The sequence below is a fragment of the Stenotrophomonas sp. GD03777 genome (assembly GCF_029842485.1).
Taxonomy (GTDB): Bacteria; Pseudomonadota; Gammaproteobacteria; order Xanthomonadales; family Xanthomonadaceae; genus Stenotrophomonas; species Stenotrophomonas sepilia.
Window position 1 is genome coordinate 1 of the sequence record NZ_JAOCGL010000089.1, and the last position, 17,375, is coordinate 17,375.

Annotated in this window: 13 protein-coding genes; 7 read left to right on the top strand and 6 right to left on the bottom strand. The window is 67.9% G+C overall.

What is annotated here, in order from left to right:
- Together N5E02_RS16245 and N5E02_RS16250 are read right to left on the bottom strand one after the other, a co-directional pair.
- Window positions 1-884 (bottom strand): LysR family transcriptional regulator (locus N5E02_RS16245; protein WP_279946491.1); only part of this gene is annotated, 884 nt, incomplete at its 3' end.
- A gap of 339 nt (window positions 885-1,223) precedes the next feature.
- Window positions 1,224-2,192: a LysR family transcriptional regulator gene (locus N5E02_RS16250; protein WP_032954693.1), complete on the bottom strand. Its 969-nt coding sequence runs from the start codon at window positions 2,190-2,192 to the stop codon at window positions 1,224-1,226.
- A 110-nt stretch (window positions 2,193-2,302) separates the two neighbouring features.
- Between N5E02_RS16250 and aceB the strand changes: the two genes are divergently transcribed.
- From aceB to N5E02_RS16270, 4 genes are all read left to right on the top strand, one after another.
- Entirely contained in the window at window positions 2,303-3,925 is a 1,623-nt protein-coding gene (aceB, locus tag N5E02_RS16255) for a malate synthase A (RefSeq protein ID WP_279946492.1), read from the top strand.
- A 64-nt stretch (window positions 3,926-3,989) separates the two neighbouring features.
- Complete coding sequence (aceA, locus tag N5E02_RS16260) at window positions 3,990-5,291, top strand: isocitrate lyase (RefSeq protein WP_065178398.1); 1,302 nt, start codon at window positions 3,990-3,992, stop codon at window positions 5,289-5,291.
- Window positions 5,292-5,728: 437 nt separating this feature from the next.
- A complete protein-coding gene (locus N5E02_RS16265) occupies window positions 5,729-6,769 on the top strand; it encodes a GGDEF domain-containing protein (protein WP_032954692.1) in 1,041 nt (346 codons plus the stop codon).
- 13 nt (window positions 6,770-6,782) lie between these two features.
- Window positions 6,783-9,275 (top strand): putative peptide modification system cyclase, encoded by a 2,493-nt coding sequence (locus N5E02_RS16270; protein WP_279946493.1) that lies wholly within the window; start codon window positions 6,783-6,785, stop codon window positions 9,273-9,275.
- A gap of 7 nt (window positions 9,276-9,282) precedes the next feature.
- Here the strand turns inward: N5E02_RS16270 and N5E02_RS16275 are convergent, their stop codons facing one another.
- Window positions 9,283-9,579: an NHLP-related RiPP peptide gene (locus tag N5E02_RS16275; RefSeq protein WP_065178400.1), complete on the bottom strand. Its 297-nt coding sequence runs from the start codon at window positions 9,577-9,579 to the stop codon at window positions 9,283-9,285.
- 138 nt (window positions 9,580-9,717) lie between these two features.
- On the opposite strand from N5E02_RS16275, the gene N5E02_RS16280 reads away from it, so the two are divergent.
- A complete protein-coding gene (locus tag N5E02_RS16280) occupies window positions 9,718-10,884 on the top strand; it encodes a putative peptide maturation dehydrogenase (RefSeq protein ID WP_069138098.1) in 1,167 nt (388 codons plus the stop codon).
- A 19-nt stretch (window positions 10,885-10,903) separates the two neighbouring features.
- Here N5E02_RS16280 and N5E02_RS16285 read toward each other — a convergent pair whose 3' ends face one another.
- From N5E02_RS16285 to N5E02_RS16295, 3 genes are read right to left on the bottom strand one after another with little or no spacing between them, the layout of a single operon-like run.
- Entirely contained in the window at window positions 10,904-12,886 is a 1,983-nt protein-coding gene (locus N5E02_RS16285) for an acetyl/propionyl/methylcrotonyl-CoA carboxylase subunit alpha (protein ID WP_279946494.1), read from the bottom strand.
- 26 nt (window positions 12,887-12,912) lie between these two features.
- Window positions 12,913-14,523, bottom strand: coding sequence for a carboxyl transferase domain-containing protein (locus N5E02_RS16290; RefSeq protein ID WP_111174940.1), 1,611 nt, complete (start codon window positions 14,521-14,523; stop codon window positions 12,913-12,915).
- Window positions 14,524-14,533: 10 nt separating this feature from the next.
- Window positions 14,534-15,697, bottom strand: a complete 1,164-nt coding sequence (locus N5E02_RS16295) for an isovaleryl-CoA dehydrogenase (protein ID WP_005420715.1) — start codon at window positions 15,695-15,697, stop codon at window positions 14,534-14,536.
- Between the two features lie 158 nt (window positions 15,698-15,855).
- Here N5E02_RS16295 and N5E02_RS16300 point away from each other — a divergent pair, with 158 nt between their 5' ends.
- Window positions 15,856-16,473, top strand: coding sequence for a TetR/AcrR family transcriptional regulator (locus N5E02_RS16300; protein ID WP_005420712.1), 618 nt, complete (start codon window positions 15,856-15,858; stop codon window positions 16,471-16,473).
- Between the two features lie 195 nt (window positions 16,474-16,668).
- Entirely contained in the window at window positions 16,669-17,187 is a 519-nt protein-coding gene (locus N5E02_RS16305; protein WP_005420711.1) for a c-type cytochrome, read from the top strand.
- Window positions 17,188-17,375: the final 188 nt, after the last annotated feature.

Consider the following 17,375-nt stretch of genomic DNA (forward strand, 5'->3'; position numbering starts at 1 on the left):
AGCAGCGTGGCGAAATTGCGGATCAGCGGCGTTACCCGTTCGCGGTGCCAGGCCAGCTGCACTTCCGAATGCGCGCCGGCATCGGCCAGTGCCACGAAGCGCGATCCTTCCACGCGTATGTGATCGCATGACGACGGCAGGATCGCCGCACCCAGGCCCGCAGCGGCCAGGCTGATCAACGTCGATGCTTCACCGGCTTCCTGCACGATGCGCGGCGTGAAGCCCGCCGCCGCGCACAACGCGATCATGTGGTCGTGGATGCCCGCGCCGGCGCTGCGGCGGAACGCCACGAAAGGCTCCTGCGCGAAGTCGCGCAGCGACAGCGTGCCCTGCTTCGACAGCCTGCGCAGGGCAGGGTGGTCGGCGTGCACGATCAGCGCCAGCGGGTCGACGAACAGGCTGTGCGCCACCAGTTCCGGCGGCAGCGCGCGCTTGCGGATGATGCCCACGTCCAGTGAACCGTCGAGCAGCGCGTCGATCTGCTGCAGCGTGTTCATCTCGCTCAGCTGCAGCCGCACCTGCGGGTACTGCTGACGGTAGCGCAGGATCGAACGCGGAATCTGCGGCGACAGCGGCGTGGCGCGAGTCAGACCGATGTGCAGTTCACCCTGCTCACCACGCTGTGCACGCTGCACCTCGTCCACGGCCGTCTCCACCTGCTGCACGATGGCGCGTGCACGTTCCTGCAGCAGTTCGCCCGCAGGCGTCAGCTGCACGCGGCGATGGCTGCGCACGAACAGGCGCGCGTCAATCAGTTCTTCCAGCTGGCGGATCTGTTGGCTGAGCGGCGGCTGTGACATGCCCAGCCGCTCCGCCGCCTGGCCGAAGTGCAGCGTATCGGCGACGGCGAGGAAGTAGCGCAGGTGGCGGAGTTCGATGGACATGGGGCCAGTTTATTCATCGTCAGCCGGAAATGAATCAGAGGCGGGGTCAGAGCCCGTTGCGCAGCAACGGGATCCGACCCCGTGCCGACCAACGGTCGGCACCCACCATGGGAAGCATTTCCCACAGTTCGCAGAAAACAGTCGAAGGCGGGGTGGGTCCGGTTGCGGGGGCGTGAGCGCCATGGATGGCGCGACCGAGCCTCCATGGACGGGTTTACGGCGTCCCCCGCAACCGGACCCACCCCGCCATCCCACGGAATGCCCGCTGTTGCCGTTGACGTTGCCGTTGCTTCGGCCTCTGCAGGTGCAGGGCGGCAACCCTGCAAACCAGAACACCCCTCACCGCTCCGAATGCCCGCTCTGATCGTAATCGCGCGGACTGAACAACTCCGGCTGGATCAGCTCGATGAACGCCCGCGCCTGCGCCGACAGCGCCTTGCCCCGGCGCACGATCACCCCGTAGCTGCGCTCGGGGAACCAGCGCTTCATCGACCGCGCCGCCAGCCGCTCGTGGTCGGCCTCGTTCAGGCACAGCGCCGGCACGATGGAAATGCCCATGCCCATCGCCACGTACTGCTTGATCACTTCCCAGCCCCCCACTTCCAGCGCCACGGTGTAGGCGATGCGGTGGCGCTGGAACACCTGGTCCACCAGGCGGTAGGTGATCTGCCGCTTCGGCGGCAGCACCAGCGGATAGCGCGCGATGTCGGCCAGCTCCAGCTCGCCGCCCTTGGCCAGCGGATGATCGTGCGGTGCGATCAGCACCTGCTCGAAGCGGTAGGCCGGGGCGTAGGTCAGGTCGGCCGGCACATCGGTCATCGAACCTATCGCCAGGTCGGCGGCATCCTCGCGCAGCAGGTCGGTGCCGTCGGCGCTGATCGCGTTGTGCAGGGTCAGGCGCACGTCCGGGTGGTGCAGGCGAAAGCGTTCGACGATCTTCGGCAGCAGGTACAGGATGGTCGAGCTGTTGGCGGCAATGTTCAGCTCGCCCGCGTCCAGGCCGCGCACCTTGTCGCGGAAGCGCGCCTCCAGCCCGTCCAGGTTCTCCACCAGCGGCTGTGCCATCTCGTACAGCAGCTGGCCCTCGCGGCTGGGCACCAGGCGCCTCCCGCTGCGCTCGAACAATGGCACCCCCAGCTCCCGTTCCAACGCCTGCAACTGCAGGCTGATGGCCGGCTGGCTGACGAAAAGTGCCTCAGCCGCCCGTGAGACGGAGCCGAGGCGCACGGTCTGGCAGAACGCGCGCAGCGGCTTGAGCCGGTCGGATTTGTAGGAAAAACGAGGACTTGGCGGGGTGCGTGTGCTCATCGTGTAACGAGTATTAGCACAACTTATGTAAAACATTGCAAAAACTGTTTTGCCAAATACTGAGGCCGGGCGGCACCGTGGAGACGTTCCCCCACCGCTGGAGTCGCCCCATGTCCGCCGTCGCTTCCGCCGTTCCCACCCCCGCCACCAAGGCTACTCCCGGCATCGCCCTGGCGACCCGCGTGGCCGGCCAGGACACCCTGCTGCCGGCGCCGCTGCTGGCCCTGCTGGTGTCGCTGCACCGTGCGGTGGAGCCGGGCCGGCAGGCGAGGCTGCAGGCCCGCCGTGAACGCCAAGCGTTCTTCGACCGGGGCGGCCTGCCGGACTTCCGCGAAGACACCACCGCGATCCGTAGCGGCGACTGGCGCGTTGCGCCGCTGCCGGCCGCGCTGCAGGACCGCCGCGTCGAGATCACCGGCCCGACCGACCCGAAGATGGTCATCAACGCGCTGAACTCCGGCGCCAAGGTGTTCATGGCCGACTTCGAGGATTCGACCTCGCCGACCTGGCGCAACCTGCTGGCCGGGCAGCAGTCGCTGGCCGCGGCGGTGCGCGGCGATCTCGAATACACCGCCCCCAATGGCAAGCATTACACGCTGCGCCCATACGACGAACAGGCGGTGCTGATCGTGCGCCCGCGTGGCTGGCACCTGGACGAGAAGCACGTACGCGTCGACGGCCAGTTCCTCGCCGGTGGCCTGTTCGACGCAGCGGTGTTCGCCTTCCACAACGCCCGCACCCTGCAGGCGAAGGATCGTGGCCCGTACTTCTACCTGCCCAAGCTGCAGAGCATGGAAGAGGCGGCGCTATGGGAGACCGCGCTGTCGCACATCGAGGGCATGCTCGGCCTGCCGCACGGCCAGATCAAGGTGACCGTGCTGATCGAAACGCTGCCGGCGGTGTTCGAGATGGACGAGATCCTGCACGCGCTGCGTGATCGCATCGTCGGCCTGAACTGCGGGCGCTGGGACTACATCTTCTCGTACCTGAAGACCTTCCGCCGCCACGCCGACCGCGTGCTGCCCGAACGCGGCCAGGTGACCATGACCCAGCCGTTCCTGAAGGCGTATTCGGAACTGCTGATCCAGACCTGCCACCGCCGCGGTGCGCATGCGATGGGCGGCATGGCCGCGCAGATTCCGATCAACAACGATGCCGCCGCCAACGAACAGGCCATGGCCCGCGTGCGCGCCGACAAGCTGCGCGAAGTCAGCGCCGGCCACGACGGCACCTGGGTCGCGCATCCGGCGCTGATTCCGGTGGCGATGGCGATCTTCGACGAGCACATGCCCGGTGCGAACCAGCACAGCGTGCTGCGCCAGGACGTGCGCGTCGGCCGCGACGAACTGATCGCGCGGCCGCCGGGCACCATCACCCGCGCCGGCTTCGAAGGCAACGTGGAAGTCTGCGTGCGTTACCTGGCGGCGTGGCTGGATGGCAACGGCTGTGTGCCGATCCATCACCTGATGGAGGACGCGGCCACCGCCGAGATCAGCCGCAGCCAGTTGTGGCAATGGCTGCATACGCCGGGCCAGCAGCTGGACGATGGCACCGCGATCGACCTGGCCCTGCTGGATTCCACCCTGTCGCAGCTGCCGGCACGGCTGGGCGATACCGCCGCGCTGCCCGGTGGCGCGCGCATCAGCGAGGCCATCGCCCTGCTCGGCGAACTGAGCCGCAGCGAAGAACTGACCGATTTCCTGACCCTGCCGGCCTACGCGCGCATCGATTGACTGCCGCGCGCGTCTACCGCCGTTTCCCTCCCCGCTGCACGCACGAACCGAACTGGAGAAAGACATGAGCAAGCTGCCCACTGCCGAACAGATCCAGCACGACTGGGATACCAACCCGCGTTGGGAAGGCATCCAGCGCAACTACAGCGCCACCGACGTGGTGCGCCTGCGCGGCACCGTCCACATCGAGCATTCGCTGGCCCGCCTGGGTGCGGAGAAGCTGTGGGCGTCGCTGCACGAGCGCGAGTTCGTCAACGCGCTGGGTGCACTGACCGGCAACCAGGCCATGCAGCAGGTCAAGGCCGGCCTGAAGGCGATCTACCTGTCCGGTTGGCAGGTGGCGGCCGACGCCAACCTGGCCGGCCAGATGTATCCGGACCAGTCGCTGTACCCGGCAGATTCGGTGCCGGCGGTGGTCAAGCGCATCAACAACACGCTGCTGCGCGCCGACCAGCTGCACCACGCCGAAGGCAAGGATGACATCGACTTCCTGCAGCCGATCGTGGCCGATGCTGAGGCCGGCTTCGGCGGCGTACTCAACGCCTTTGAACTGATGAAGGCGATGATCGAGGCCGGCGCCGCCGGCGTGCACTTCGAGGACCAGCTGGCCTCGGTCAAGAAGTGCGGGCACATGGGCGGCAAGGTGCTGGTGCCGACCCGCGAGGCGATCGAGAAGCTCAACGCCGCACGCCTGGCCGCCGACGTGATGGGCGTGCCGACCCTGCTGGTCGCGCGCACCGATGCCGAAGCTGCGGATCTGCTGACCAGTGACATCGACGGCAACGACAAGCCGTTCACCACCGGTGAGCGCACCGTCGAAGGTTTCTACAAGACCCGCAACGGCCTGGACCAGGCGATCAGCCGCGGCCTGGCCTATGCACCCTATGCCGACCTGGTGTGGTGCGAGACCGGCAAGCCGGACCTGGAGTTTGCACGCAAATTCGCCGAGGCGATCCACGCGAAGTTCCCGGGCAAGCTGCTGGCCTACAACTGCTCGCCCAGCTTCAACTGGAAGAAGAACCTGGACGACGCCACCATTGCCAAGTTCCAGCGCGAACTGGGCAGCTACGGCTACAAGTTCCAGTTCATCACCCTGGCCGGGTTCCATGCGTTGAACTACGGCATGTTCAATCTGGCCCACGGCTACGCGCGCCGCCAGATGAGTGCGTTCGTGGAACTGCAGGAAGCCGAGTTCGAAGCGGCCGAGCGCGGTTTCACTGCGGTCAAGCACCAGCGTGAGGTCGGTACCGGCTATTTCGATGCGGTGACCCAGGCGATCCAGCAGGGCCAGTCGTCGACCACCGCGCTGACCGGATCGACCGAGGAAGAGCAGTTCCACGGCGGGCGCAGCGAACGCGCGGCGTGATCCGGTGCGCGGCGTGATCCGGTAGTGCCGGCCGCTGGCCGGCAATCACAGGATGCTCCGGGCGCTGCGTGGCAGCCGGCCAGCGGCCGGCTCTACCGGGGCCTGGAAATCCGATCAGGGTGGCCAGGGAAGGGCCAGGCAACGCCGGCCGGTCGGGGGACCTGCCGGCGTTGTTGTATCGATGCAAGGGGGGCAGCCAGCGGGCAGCGTCAATCAGGCGCACCCCGGGTTCCGGCAACTTGGCCGAAACCCTGTGAAACCCGGCATCGAATTGATCCAGCAGGGGTTTTGCCCGGGCACCCGTGACCAGAACGGGCCACCACCGATCTTCACATCAATCAAGATCGGCAGAACGGTCAAAATGAGATAGGGCGCACACTTTAAAGCGGTGCTATGCTCCGCGGCTCACCAGGGGACGCTGGCGGCGGGTGCAGGGAATGACCGGCAGGGGTGCGGCCGAGAACAGTGATGTGACGACAGGTATCGCCCGGGTGGCGATGGCCGAGATCGTGCACGCGCTGTTGTCAGATGCCGAGGTGGCATTGTTTGCCAGATTCGCCCGCGCATGCAAGCTCCGTGCCGGACAGTGGCTGTTCCAGCGTGGCCACCGCGGCGAGCGCATGTATGTGATCCTCGAAGGCCAGATCGAACTGGACTTCGGCGAGGACCTGGTGATCAAGACGCTCGGGCAGCATGAGTTCTTCGGAGAACTGGGCCTGCTGGTCGGCGACCACCTGCGCAGCGCCAGCGCGCGCGCGCTGGTCGACTGCGATGTGCTGGAACTGGGGCCGGCTGATTTCCACCGGCTGGTCGAATCCGATCCGGGCCTGGTGGCCTACTTCCTGCGCCGCACGATCATGCGCGTGCTGGCCAACGAACAGGCCCTGATCAGCCAGTTGCGCCGGCGCAACCACGATCTGGAAACCGCGCTGGACAACCTCTACATCACCACCCACCAGCTGACCCACACCCGCGAGCTGGTGCGTACCGATGAACTGACCGGTCTGCACAACCGCCGTGGCCTCACCCTGTACCTGCAGGAGTGCCGCGAGCGTGCCGAGGGGCCGCCGCAGGCGCTGCTGCTGATCGATTGCGACCGTTTCAAGCAGATCAACGACCGCCACGGCCACCAGGCCGGCGACCGCGTGCTGCAGAGCATGGGCAACATCCTGCGCTCGATGGCTGGCGAACAGGACCTGGCCTGCCGGCTTGGCGGTGATGAGTTCTGCCTGATGCTGCGCCGTGGCAACCGCGAGATCGTGCAGCACGCTGCCGAGTTCATCCTCAGCGCGGTGCACGGCCTGCTCGAGCGCAGCCATGGCACGCCGCATGTAAGCCTGGTCAGCATCGGAGCCAGCCTGCTGGATGCCGACGCGGACTGGAGCGAGTGGTATGCCAGCGCCGATCGGGCGCTGTACCGGGCCAAGCGTGATGGCGGCAACTGCCTGCGCTGGGTGGATGATCCGGACGGCCAATAGGGAGATGCAGGCGATGAATGGCGACAACGGAACGTCAGCCCCGCATAGCCCACAGCTACGCGCCCTGCTGTTCACTGATCTGTGTGATTCGCTGCAGCTGGTCGAGCGGATCGGCGACGTGGCGGCGGCGAGCCTGTTCCAGGAACACGACCGCCTGGTGCTGGTGCTGCAGCACCGCTGGAATGGCCAGCTGATCGATCGTTCGGACGGCCTGTTCATGCTGTTCGAGCGCGCCATCGATGCCCTGGGCTTCGCCCTGGACTATCAGCGCGAACTGCATGCGCTCGGCCAGCAGCGTGCGATTGAACTGCGCGCGCGTGCCGGCCTGCATGTGGGTGACGTGCTGACCTGGGAAAACAGTGCAGAGGCGGTCCGCGCCGGCGCCAAGTCGATGGAAGTGGAAGGCTTGGCCAAGCCGATGGCGGCGCGCCTGATGATGCTGGCGCGGCCCGGCCAGATCCTGTTGTCGGCGGTAGCCGAATCGCTGACCCGCCGTGCCACCGATGCGTTGGGCGAGCGCGGCACGCGCCTGTTGTGGAAGTCGCACGGGCGCTGGCGCTTCAAGGGCGTGCCGGTGGTACAGGAAGTGATCGAAGTGGGCGAGATCGGCTCCGCACCGCTGCGCATGCCGCGTGCCAATGCCAAGGCCCGCCGCGACCTGCCGTTGTGGCGGCAGCCGCTGGTGCTGGCCGCCGAAGGCCTGGTGCTGGCGGTGGCGGTGCTGGGCGGCTGGCTGCTGCTGCGGCCGGAACCGGCGATCGCGTTCGCCGAGCGCGACTGGGTGGTGCTCGGTGATGTCGACAATCTCACCGGCGACCCGATCTTCGACGACTCGATGCGGCACGCGATCCGGATCGCGCTGGAGCAGTCGCGCTACGTGAACGTGCTGTCGGAGGGCAAGATCCGCGAAAGCCTGGAAATGGCGCGGCTCTCGGGCGATACCCGGCTCAGCCGCGATACCGCAGCCAACGTGGCGGTGCGGGAAGGCGCGCGCGCCGTGCTGCTGCCGACGGTGCGGCAGAAGGTCGGTGGCTACGAGCTGGCCATCGATGTCGCCGCACCCGGCAGCGGCCAGGTGATCCAGACGTTCACCGCCACCGTGGATCGATCCGACCAGATGGTGTTCGCGGTGGACGACGTGGTCGGGCGCCTGCGTCGCGGACTGGGCGAATCGGTGGCGAGCCTGGAACAGTCGTTGCCGCTGCCGCGGGCATCGACCCAGGACCTGCGCGCACTGCGTGCATTCGCGCTGGCGGAGAGTGCACTGGGCCAGCGTCGCTTTGAGGAGGCGCGCAACCTGTACCAGGCGGCGATCGATATCGATCCCGGTTTCGCACTGGCCTACATGGGCGTGGCCAAACTGCATGCGCGCGTCGAGGAAGGGCGGCGTGCACGCGAAGCCATGCAGCATGCGCTGGACCTGCAGGATCGGCTGCCGCCACGCGAGCGGCTGTACCTGAAGGCCTGGATGGCCGAGCTGGAGCCGGGTGGCTGGGCGCTGGAGCAATGGCGCACGCTGGCCAAGGTCTATCCGGATTCGTTCGCGGGGCTGTCCAACACCTCCTGGTACCTGCTGCAGGCCAACCAGTTCAGCGAGGCGGAACCCTATGCGCGTGCGGCCGCAGTACCGCAGGATCCGCTGCGGCTGTATCCGCTGGTCCACCTGGTGCGGATACAGATCGCTGCCAACCAACCGCAGCTCGCTGCCGAAACGCTGGCCCAGGCGCAGGTCCTGCGCGGCCGTGATGACGCCGATGAGACCGGCGTGGATGTGCTGGTGGCGCAGGGGCAGTACGCCAAGGCAGCGAAGCTGTTGCCGCAGATCCATGCTAGCGATGCCCTGCAGCAGCGGATGAAGCTGCGTGCGCAGCTGCTGCTGGCGGCCGCGCAGCGCGACTGCCCGGCGATGCAGCGGGCGATACGCGAAGATGCAGCGGCGCCGACGCTGGTCGATCTTCAGGTGCAGCAGCGCCTGCAGCATGCCAGCGTGGCGGCGTTGTGCCCGGGCGCTGACCGTGTCGAGCTGCAGGCGATCGCGGCGCTGCTGCAGCCGATGCTGCAGGAGCGTGATGATCCCATGCTGCATGCCCGTGGCCTGCAGTGGCTGGCGCTGGTCCACCTGGCGCAGCGGCAGGGCCAGCTCGAACTGGCCAGGCGCTGGCTGGACGAGCAGCGGCCCCTGCTGCGCAGCCTACGCAGTCCGGTCGCGGACCGCTGGCTACGCATCGTCAGCGCCATGGATGAGCTGCAGATGCAGCGCCCCGAGGCTGCCCGCGCCCTGATCGAGCCGATGCTGGATGGCAGCGAGCCGGTGCAGGCGCGCGTCGTGCTGCTGCTCGCGCTGCGCGCACAGGGCAATGAAGCCGCGGTACGCCGCGAGCAGGCCTGGCTGTCCCAGCATCGCGGCCAGGCCATTGCCGAGGTCACCGCCCTGCAGGTGTGGCAACCGCTGAACGTGTATGACGTCTCCATGTGGGCATCGCCGGCCACGGCCGGCGCGCCCTGATGGCGGGTCAACCGTCGATGCGCTCGCCGACCTTGCCGGCTTCGAAGCAGAACACCACGGTCATGGCCGCCACCGACCCGGACAGGTGGGCCTGCAGCCCGTCACGCACTTGGCTCAGCTCCTCGACCGAGGCCAGGGTGCCGATCTTCATGCAGTCGTTCTCGCCAACGGCACCGTCCAGCCCGATCGAGGCCAGGGCCTTGGCCGGCGACGCGGTGAAGTGGCGGCGGAAGTCGTCGCTGCCGATCAGGTGGTCCAGCAGGGTGCTGGCGTCTGCGGCGGAAAGGCGGGGATGGGTGCTCATGGGGATCGTCCGTAGTTGGAGTTTCTCGTATCGGCCGCGACAGCCTGCCATTGAGGGCCGCGCTGCGCACATCGCTAAAGTTGGCCGCGCCGCGGTCGTTGCTGCTATGCCGGTTGTGCGGCAGAAGGAAGGAAACTTATGCGCCTGCGCCGCTGCGCCAGCCTGATGTTCGAGCCCCGCGAGGCGGTCACCCTGGACCTGCGCGCGATGCTGGCCGGCCACGCCGAGATGGACAGCCAGATCAGCTGGGTGGCGCTGGCCGCACATCTGGACCAGCCACTGCCGGTGGACGCCGAGGAGCGCCAGCTGCTGGGCGAGCTCAGCGCGCACCGCTGGAGCGAACCGCCCGCCGATGCCTCCCCGGCCATGCTGGCCCGCCTGGTCGAGCAGGGCCTGCTGCTGACCGACCCGCCCAGCGAGGTCGGGCACCAGCTGCGCGACGAGGCGCTGCGGCGCAGCCAGTGGTGGCCGTTGGCCGCGCTGGCCCATCGCCATGCGCGCTGGCAGGCGGTGGACAGTGTGGAGGACATGCGTCGGCAGGGGCTGGATACCGCTGCCGGCCTGCGCCAGCGCCTCGGGCCGCCGCCACCCGTGGTGCAGCCCATGCAGGGCGATTACCAGCCTCTGCCGCGCAGCGAAGAGGCCGCGTTCGACGCACTGCTGGCGCGCCGCACCACCTGCCGCAATTTCGACCCGCAGCGCGCGCTGCCGCTGCCATTGCTGGCCCAGGTGCTGCAGCGCACGCTGATGGCGCACGCGGTGCAGAAGGTCGAGCGCGATACCGAGTTCCTGAAGAAGAACGTGCCTTCCGGTGGCGGCCTGCATCCTACCGAAGGCTTCCTGCTGGTGCAGAACGTGGAAGGACTGGCACCGGGCCTGTACCACTACCACCCGGTGCAGCACGCCGTGCTGCCGCTGCCCTCGCCACCGCCGCAGGCACTGCCGGCGCTGGCGCGGCGGATGCTGTCCGGGCAGGCGTGGTTCGCCGATGCGCCGGCGATGCTGGTGCTGGCGCCGCGCTATGACCGCTGCTTCTGGAAGTACCGCAACCACGCCAAGGCGCATCGTGCGGTGACGCTGGATGTCGGCCACATCTCGCAGCTGCTGTACCTGTGCGCGACCGAGCGCGGGCTGGCGGCGTTCGTGACAGCGGCCATCAACGATGCCGATGTCGATCGTGCCTTCGGCTTCGATGGCATCGGTCAGAGCGCGATGGCCATCTGCGGCCTGGGCTGGCGCAGTGCCACGCTGGACACGGCCGAATTCGATCCCGCAGGTCGGGTGACGGCGGGCGACGACCGCTGAGCGACCGTCGCCCCGGCGTTCACGCCGCTTCGAAGTCCACCAGCACCGCGCCGTCGCTGACCTGGTCACCGGCCTTGGCGCGGTAGCCCTTCACCGTGCCGTCGGCCGGCGCCTGCAGGGTGTGCTCCATCTTCATCGCTTCCAGCACCACCAGCGGCGTGCCGCGCTTGACCTCGGTACCGGCGGCGACCAGCGTGGCCACGATCTTCCCGGGCATCGGTGCCAGCAGGCTGCCGGCATCGGCCACGGCGTGGTCCGATTCGCTTAACGGATCATGCAGGGTGAAACGGTGCTGGCCGTCGGTGCCGAACAGGTACAGCTGGTCACCGTCGCGCAGCAGCTGCAGCGACCCGCGGCGGTCGCCCAGCTGCACCGCCAGCCCCCGTACATCGGCTGTGCCGATCACCTGCACGGGTGCCGCGTCATCGCACTGCACGCGCCAGCCATCGGTCTGCGCCCACACCTTCAGCGTGTGCCGGCGTTCACCCTGCTGCAGCGGAAGCACGCGCGGCGCGGGCGCGCCAAGGCGCCAGCCATCCTGCGCCTGCCACGGCGAATGCGGGTCGCGCGCGTCGCTGGCTGCACCTGCAGTAGTGGCCACGGCGGCCACCGCCGCCAGCAGCCACAGCGCATCATCGCTGTCGCCCACCCGGCCCAATGCGGCCTGCTCGCGCTCGATCAGCGCGGTATCCAGCTTGGCGCGGGTGAACGAATCGGTGTTCACCAGGCGGCGCAGGAAACCGGCATTGGTGGTCACGCCCACCACCTGGCAGTCGGCCAGGGCCTGGCTCATGCGGCGCAGCGCGGCGTCGCGGTCCACGTCCCAGACGATCAGCTTGGCAATCATCGGATCGTAGTACGGGGTGATGCTATCGCCTTCCTCGACACCGGTATCCACGCGCACATGAGTCGACGGCGACGGCAGGCGCAGGCGGCGCAGGAGGCCGGTGGACGGCAGGAAACCACGGTCGGCGTCTTCGGCATACAGCCGCGCCTCGATGGCATGACCATGAATCGCCAGCTGATCCTGGCGCAGCGGCAGCGGCTGGCCCGAGGCCACGCGCAGCTGCCACTCCACCAGGTCGGTGCCGGTGATGTACTCGGTGACCGGGTGTTCGACCTGCAGGCGGGTGTTCATTTCCATGAAGTAGAAATCGCCGTCCGGGCCGGCGATGAATTCCACCGTCCCGGCACCGACGTAGCCCACCGCGCGCGCGGCATCGACCGCGGCCTTGCCCATCGCAGCACGACGTTCGGGGCTCATGCCCGGGGCGGGCGCCTCTTCCAGCACCTTCTGGTGGCGGCGCTGCACCGAGCAGTCGCGCTCGAACAGGTAGACCGCCTCACCGTAGCTGTCGCCGAACACCTGGATTTCGATATGGCGCGGGCGCTCGACGTACTTCTCGACCAGCACATGGTCGTTGCCGAATGCCGAGGCGGCCTCGCGCTGGCAGCTGGCCAGTGCATCGACGAAGTCCTCGCTGCGCTCGACCTTGCGCATGCCCTTGCCACCGCCGCCGGCGCTGGCCTTGATCAGCACCGGGTAGCCGATGGCGTCGGCCTGCGCGCGCAGGAAATCCGGCGCCTGCTGGTCGCCGTGGTAGCCCGGGGTGAGTGGCACACCGGCCTTGGCCATCAGGGCCTTGGCCGCGCTCTTGTCGCCCATCGCGCGGATGGCGCTGGCCGGTGGCCCGATGAAGGTGATGCCGGCGGCAGCGCAGGCATCGGCGAAGTCGGCATTCTCGGACAGGAAGCCGTAGCCGGGGTGGATCGCCTGCGCGCCGGTCAGGCGTGCGGCCTCGAGCAGGGCATCGCCGCGCAGGTAGCTCTCGCGCGCGGCAGCCGGGCCGATGTGGATGGCCTCGTCGGCCAGGCGCACATGGCGCGCGTTGCGGTCGGCATCGGAATACACCGCCACGGTGGCGATGCCGAGGCGGCGGCAGGTGGCGATGACGCGGCAGGCGATTTCGCCGCGGTTGGCGATCAGGACTTTGGTGAACATGGCAACAGGCTCGGTCATGGCACGGGTTACATGCGGAACACGCCGAAGCGCGTCTGCTGCGGGGCGGCGTTGAGGCTGGCCGACAGCGCCAGCGCCAGCACCCGGCGGGTGTCGGCCGGATCGATCACGCCGTCGTCCCACAGGCGCGCGCTGGCGTAGTACGGGTGGCCCTGCTGCTCGAACTGGTCGCGGATCGGTGCCTTGAACGCGTCTTCCTCCGCTGCCGGCCACTGGCCACCCTTGGCCTCGATGCCATCGCGCTTGACCGTGGCCAGCACGCTGGCGGCCTGTTCGCCACCCATCACGCCGATGCGCGCGTTCGGCCACATCCACAGGAAGTTCGGCGAATAGGCGCGGCCGCACATGCCGTAGTTGCCAGCACCGAACGAGCCACCGATCACCACGGTGAACTTGGGTACCCTGGCGCAGGCCACCGCCATCACCAGCTTGGCCCCGTCCTTGGCGATACCACCCTGTTCGTACTTGCGACCCACCATGAAGCCGGTGATGTTCTGCAGGAACACCAGCGGGATATTGCGCTGGGTGCATAGCTCGATGAAGTGCGCGCCCTTCAGTGCCGACTCGGAGAACAGGATGCCGTTGTTGGCGATGATGCCGATCGGGTAGCCGTTCAGATGGGCGAAGCCGGTGACCAGCGTTGCGCCGTAGCGCGGCTTGAATTCGTCGAAGCGTGAGCCATCGACCAGCCGCGCGATCACTTCGCGTACGTCGTAGGGCTTGCGCGTATCGGCCGGGATCACCCCGTACAGTTCGTGTGCCGGCAGCAGCGGTTCCTCGGGCGCCTGCACCGCCATGGCCGGTTCCGGCTTGCGCCAGTTGAGCTGGGCGATGATCGCGCGCACCCGTGCCAGTGCCTGCAGGTCGTTGTCGGCCATGTGGTCAGCCACGCCGGAGATGCGCGTGTGCACATCGGCACCACCCAGTTCCTCGGCCGTCACCACTTCGCCGGTGGCCGCCTTCACCAGCGGCGGGCCGCCGAGGAAGATCGTGCCCTGCTCGCGCACAATCACAGTCTCGTCGCTCATCGCTGGCACATAGGCACCACCAGCGGTGCAGCTGCCCATCACGCAGGCGATCTGCGGAATGCCCTGCGCCGACAGGTTGGCCTGGTTGTAGAAGATGCGGCCGAAATGGTCGCGGTCGGGAAAGACTTCGTCCTGCAGCGGCAGGAACGCGCCACCGGAATCGACCAGGTAGATGCAGGGCAGGTGGTTCTGCTCGGCGATCTCCTGCGCGCGCAGGTGCTTCTTCACCGTCATCGGGTAATAGGTGCCGCCCTTGACCGTGGCGTCGTTGGCCACGATCACGCATTCCACGCCGCTCACCCGGCCGATTCCGGCCACTACGCCAGCGGCCGGCACGGCGTCTTCGTACATGCCGTGCGCGGCCAGCGGCGCGATTTCCAGGAAGGCGCTGCCGGGGTCGAGCAGCGCGTCGATGCGGTCACGCACGAGCAGCTTGCCGCGCGCGGTGTGCTTGGCGCGTGCGGCTTCGCTGCCACCCAGCGCGGTGCGGGCGAGGGTGGCATGCAGGTCGTCGACCACGGCTTGCATGGCCGCGCGGTTGCTTTCAAACGTTTCGCTGCCCGGTTGCAGCTGGGTGCTCAATACGGTCATCGCAGTGGCCTTACAGGGTGCGCTGGAACAGTTCGCGGCCGATCAGCATGCGGCGGATCTCGGACGTGCCGGCGCCGATCTCATACAGCTTGGCATCGCGCCACAAGCGGCCGGTCGGGTATTCGTTGATGTAGCCGTTGCCGCCGAGGATCTGGATCGCCTGGCCGGTCAGCCAGGTGGCCTTCTCGGCGGCGTACAGGATGGCACCGGCGGCGTCCTGGCGGGTGGTGCGGCCCTGGTCGCAGGCACGTGCCACGGCATAGACATACGCGCGGCAGGCACCCAGGCCCACGTACATGTCGGCGATCTTGGCCTGGATCAGCTGGAAGCTGCCGATCGGCTCGCCGAACTGGTGGCGCTCGTGCACGTACGGCATCACCACGTCCATCGCCGCAGCCATCAGGCCCAGCGGGCCACCGGACAGCACCACGCGCTCGTAGTCCAGGCCGGACATCAGCACGCGCACGCCACCGCCAACCTGGCCCAGCACGTTCTCTTCAGGAATCTCGCAATCCTGGAACACCAGCTCGCAGGTGGGCGAAGAACGCATGCCCAGCTTGTCCAGCTTCTGCGCGGTGGAGAAGCCCTTCATGCCCTTCTCGACCAGGAACGCGGTGATGCCCTTGGCACCGGCGTCCATGTCGGTCTTGGCGTAGACCACCAGCACGTCGGCGTCCGGGCCGTTGGTGATCCACATCTTGTTGCCGTTGAGCACGTAGCGGTCGCCGCGCTTGTCCGCACGCAGCTTCATCGACACCACGTCCGAACCCGCGCCCGGTTCGCTCATCGCCAGCGCGCCCACCTTGGCGCCGCTGCACAGGTCGGGCAGGAAGCGCTGCTTCTGTTCCTCGTTGCCGTTCTTGCGCAGCTGGTTCACGCACAGATTGGAATGCGCGCCATAGGACAGGCCGATGCCGCCGGACGCGCGCGAGATCTCTTCCATCGCCACCACGTGGGCCAGGTAACCCATGCCGGTGCCGCCGTATGCTTCTTCCACGGTGAGGCCCAGCAGCCCCTGTTCGCCCAGCTTCGGCCACAGCGCCAGCGGGAACTGGTTGCTGGCATCGGCCTCGGCGGCCAGCGGAGCGACCTCGGCGGCGGCAAAATGGGCCACGCTCTGGCGCAGCAGGTCGATGTCTTCGCCAAGATCGAAGTTCAGGGATGGCACGTGCATTGTGGTGGCTCCACGGCGGGATGGCAGGAATGGACGCACCCGGCGGGGGAGTGGGGGGCGGTCTGCAGGACCGCCACCCACACGGGCGATGGCCCCAGCGTAGCGGGGTTCGGGTAAGAAGTGAATACGAATTCAAAAATTGAAACTAGAATCAGAACATGGCTTATAAACGCTCTGCATTGATGGAAGAACGCCTGGCGGGCGCCCGTGAACGGATCCTGCTGGCCACCCGCGAGCTGGTCGCCACGGGCGGCTGGCGCAATGCCCCGGTGACGGCCGTGGCGACCCAGGCCGGGGTGTCCACCGGCCTGATCTATCGCCACTTCCCGTCCAAGGCAGAGCTGTTCGTGGAAGTCCTCAATGCCGCCGTCGCCCACGAGGTCGCAATCATGGAGCGCATCGCCAGTGGCCCGGAGGCGGCCAGCGAGCGGCTGCGGCTGGCGATCACCGCCTTCGTCCGCCGTGCCCTGGCCGGGCCGGGGCTGGCGCACGCCTTCATCGTTGAACCGGTCGACCCGGACGTGGAAGCCGAGCGCATGCGCGGCCGTCGCGCCTTCGGCGACGTGTTCCTGCGGCTGGTGGAGGAGGGCGTAGCGGCCGGCGAGCTGCCGGTGCAGGACGCGCATGTGGCCGCCGCGTGCCTGGTCGGTGCCTTCACCGAAGCGATGGTCGGCCCGACCGCGCCCAGCCGCGAAGCGCACCGCGACGAAGACGCGCTGGTGGATGCGATCTGCAGCTTCTGCCTGCGTGCGATCGGCGCCCCGGCAATCCGGTAGCGCCGGCCGCTGGCCGGCTTCTGTTGCTCGGGTCAGATCCCTTTTGCGGCGCAAAAGGGATCTGACCCCAGCCCCGGCATGCTGCGCCGCATCAGCAGTGACGCCTGTTGTCGCACGCAAAGTGCGTTCTATACTCGGCCCATCACGCAGTCGCTCAGCCGTGGTCCAACGACTATCAGCCAGGGGTAACGAAGAGTGCGGAATTACGATCTGGAGTTCCTGAAACGCTTCTCCATGGTGATCGCGCTGCTGGCGACCATCACCCTCGGCCTCATCCTCCTTGCCGCCTACATCCACACCCGGATTCCGCCCGAGGTGTCGCCGACCGCGGCCAAACGCACCGAACAGCGCATCTCGCCCACCGGCGCGGTCTATGCCGGCAGCACCGGCGCCGCCGCGCAGGCTGCCGCCAAGGCCGCCGCGCTGGCCAAGGCCGCGTCGCAGGTGGCCTACGGCGGCACCAAGGATGGCAAGGTGATCTTCGACAACCTGTGCACCGCCTGCCACACCACCGGCGTGGGCATGGCACCGACGCTGGACCATTCGCACTGGGACAAGCGCATCGCACAGGGCAAGGACACCCTCTACAAGCACGCCATCGAGGGTTATACCGGCCCCGACGGCGGCATCATGCCGCCCAAGGGCGGCAACCCGGCCCTGACGGAAGAACAGATCCACGCCACCGTGGACTGGATGCTGGCCAATCTGAAGTAAGCGGTAGTGCCGGCCGCTGGCCGGCAACCACACATCGCACGAAGGTCATGAGGTTGCCGGCCAGCGGCCGGCACGACCCAGGCTTTGCCCACCAAGGTCAAAACCCCGCTGCGCAGGCGGCGTTTCGCATTTCAGGGTTAGTCTGTGCGCCCTCTTCCAAGGAATCGCCCGTCGATGCGCCGCCGTTC

Coding starts and splice junctions, on each gene's coding strand:
- N5E02_RS16250 (WP_032954693.1), bottom strand. CDS start 2,192: ATGAGCACACGCACCCCGCCAAGTCCTCGTTTTTCCTACAAATCCGAC.
- aceB (WP_279946492.1), top strand. CDS start 2,303: ATGTCCGCCGTCGCTTCCGCCGTTCCCACCCCCGCCACCAAGGCTACT.
- aceA (WP_065178398.1), top strand. CDS start 3,990: ATGAGCAAGCTGCCCACTGCCGAACAGATCCAGCACGACTGGGATACC.
- N5E02_RS16265 (WP_032954692.1), top strand. CDS start 5,729: ATGACCGGCAGGGGTGCGGCCGAGAACAGTGATGTGACGACAGGTATC.
- N5E02_RS16270 (WP_279946493.1), top strand. CDS start 6,783: ATGAATGGCGACAACGGAACGTCAGCCCCGCATAGCCCACAGCTACGC.
- N5E02_RS16275 (WP_065178400.1), bottom strand. CDS start 9,579: ATGAGCACCCATCCCCGCCTTTCCGCCGCAGACGCCAGCACCCTGCTG.
- N5E02_RS16280 (WP_069138098.1), top strand. CDS start 9,718: ATGCGCCTGCGCCGCTGCGCCAGCCTGATGTTCGAGCCCCGCGAGGCG.
- N5E02_RS16285 (WP_279946494.1), bottom strand. CDS start 12,886: ATGTTCACCAAAGTCCTGATCGCCAACCGCGGCGAAATCGCCTGCCGC.
- N5E02_RS16290 (WP_111174940.1), bottom strand. CDS start 14,523: ATGACCGTATTGAGCACCCAGCTGCAACCGGGCAGCGAAACGTTTGAA.
- N5E02_RS16295 (WP_005420715.1), bottom strand. CDS start 15,697: ATGCACGTGCCATCCCTGAACTTCGATCTTGGCGAAGACATCGACCTG.
- N5E02_RS16300 (WP_005420712.1), top strand. CDS start 15,856: ATGGCTTATAAACGCTCTGCATTGATGGAAGAACGCCTGGCGGGCGCC.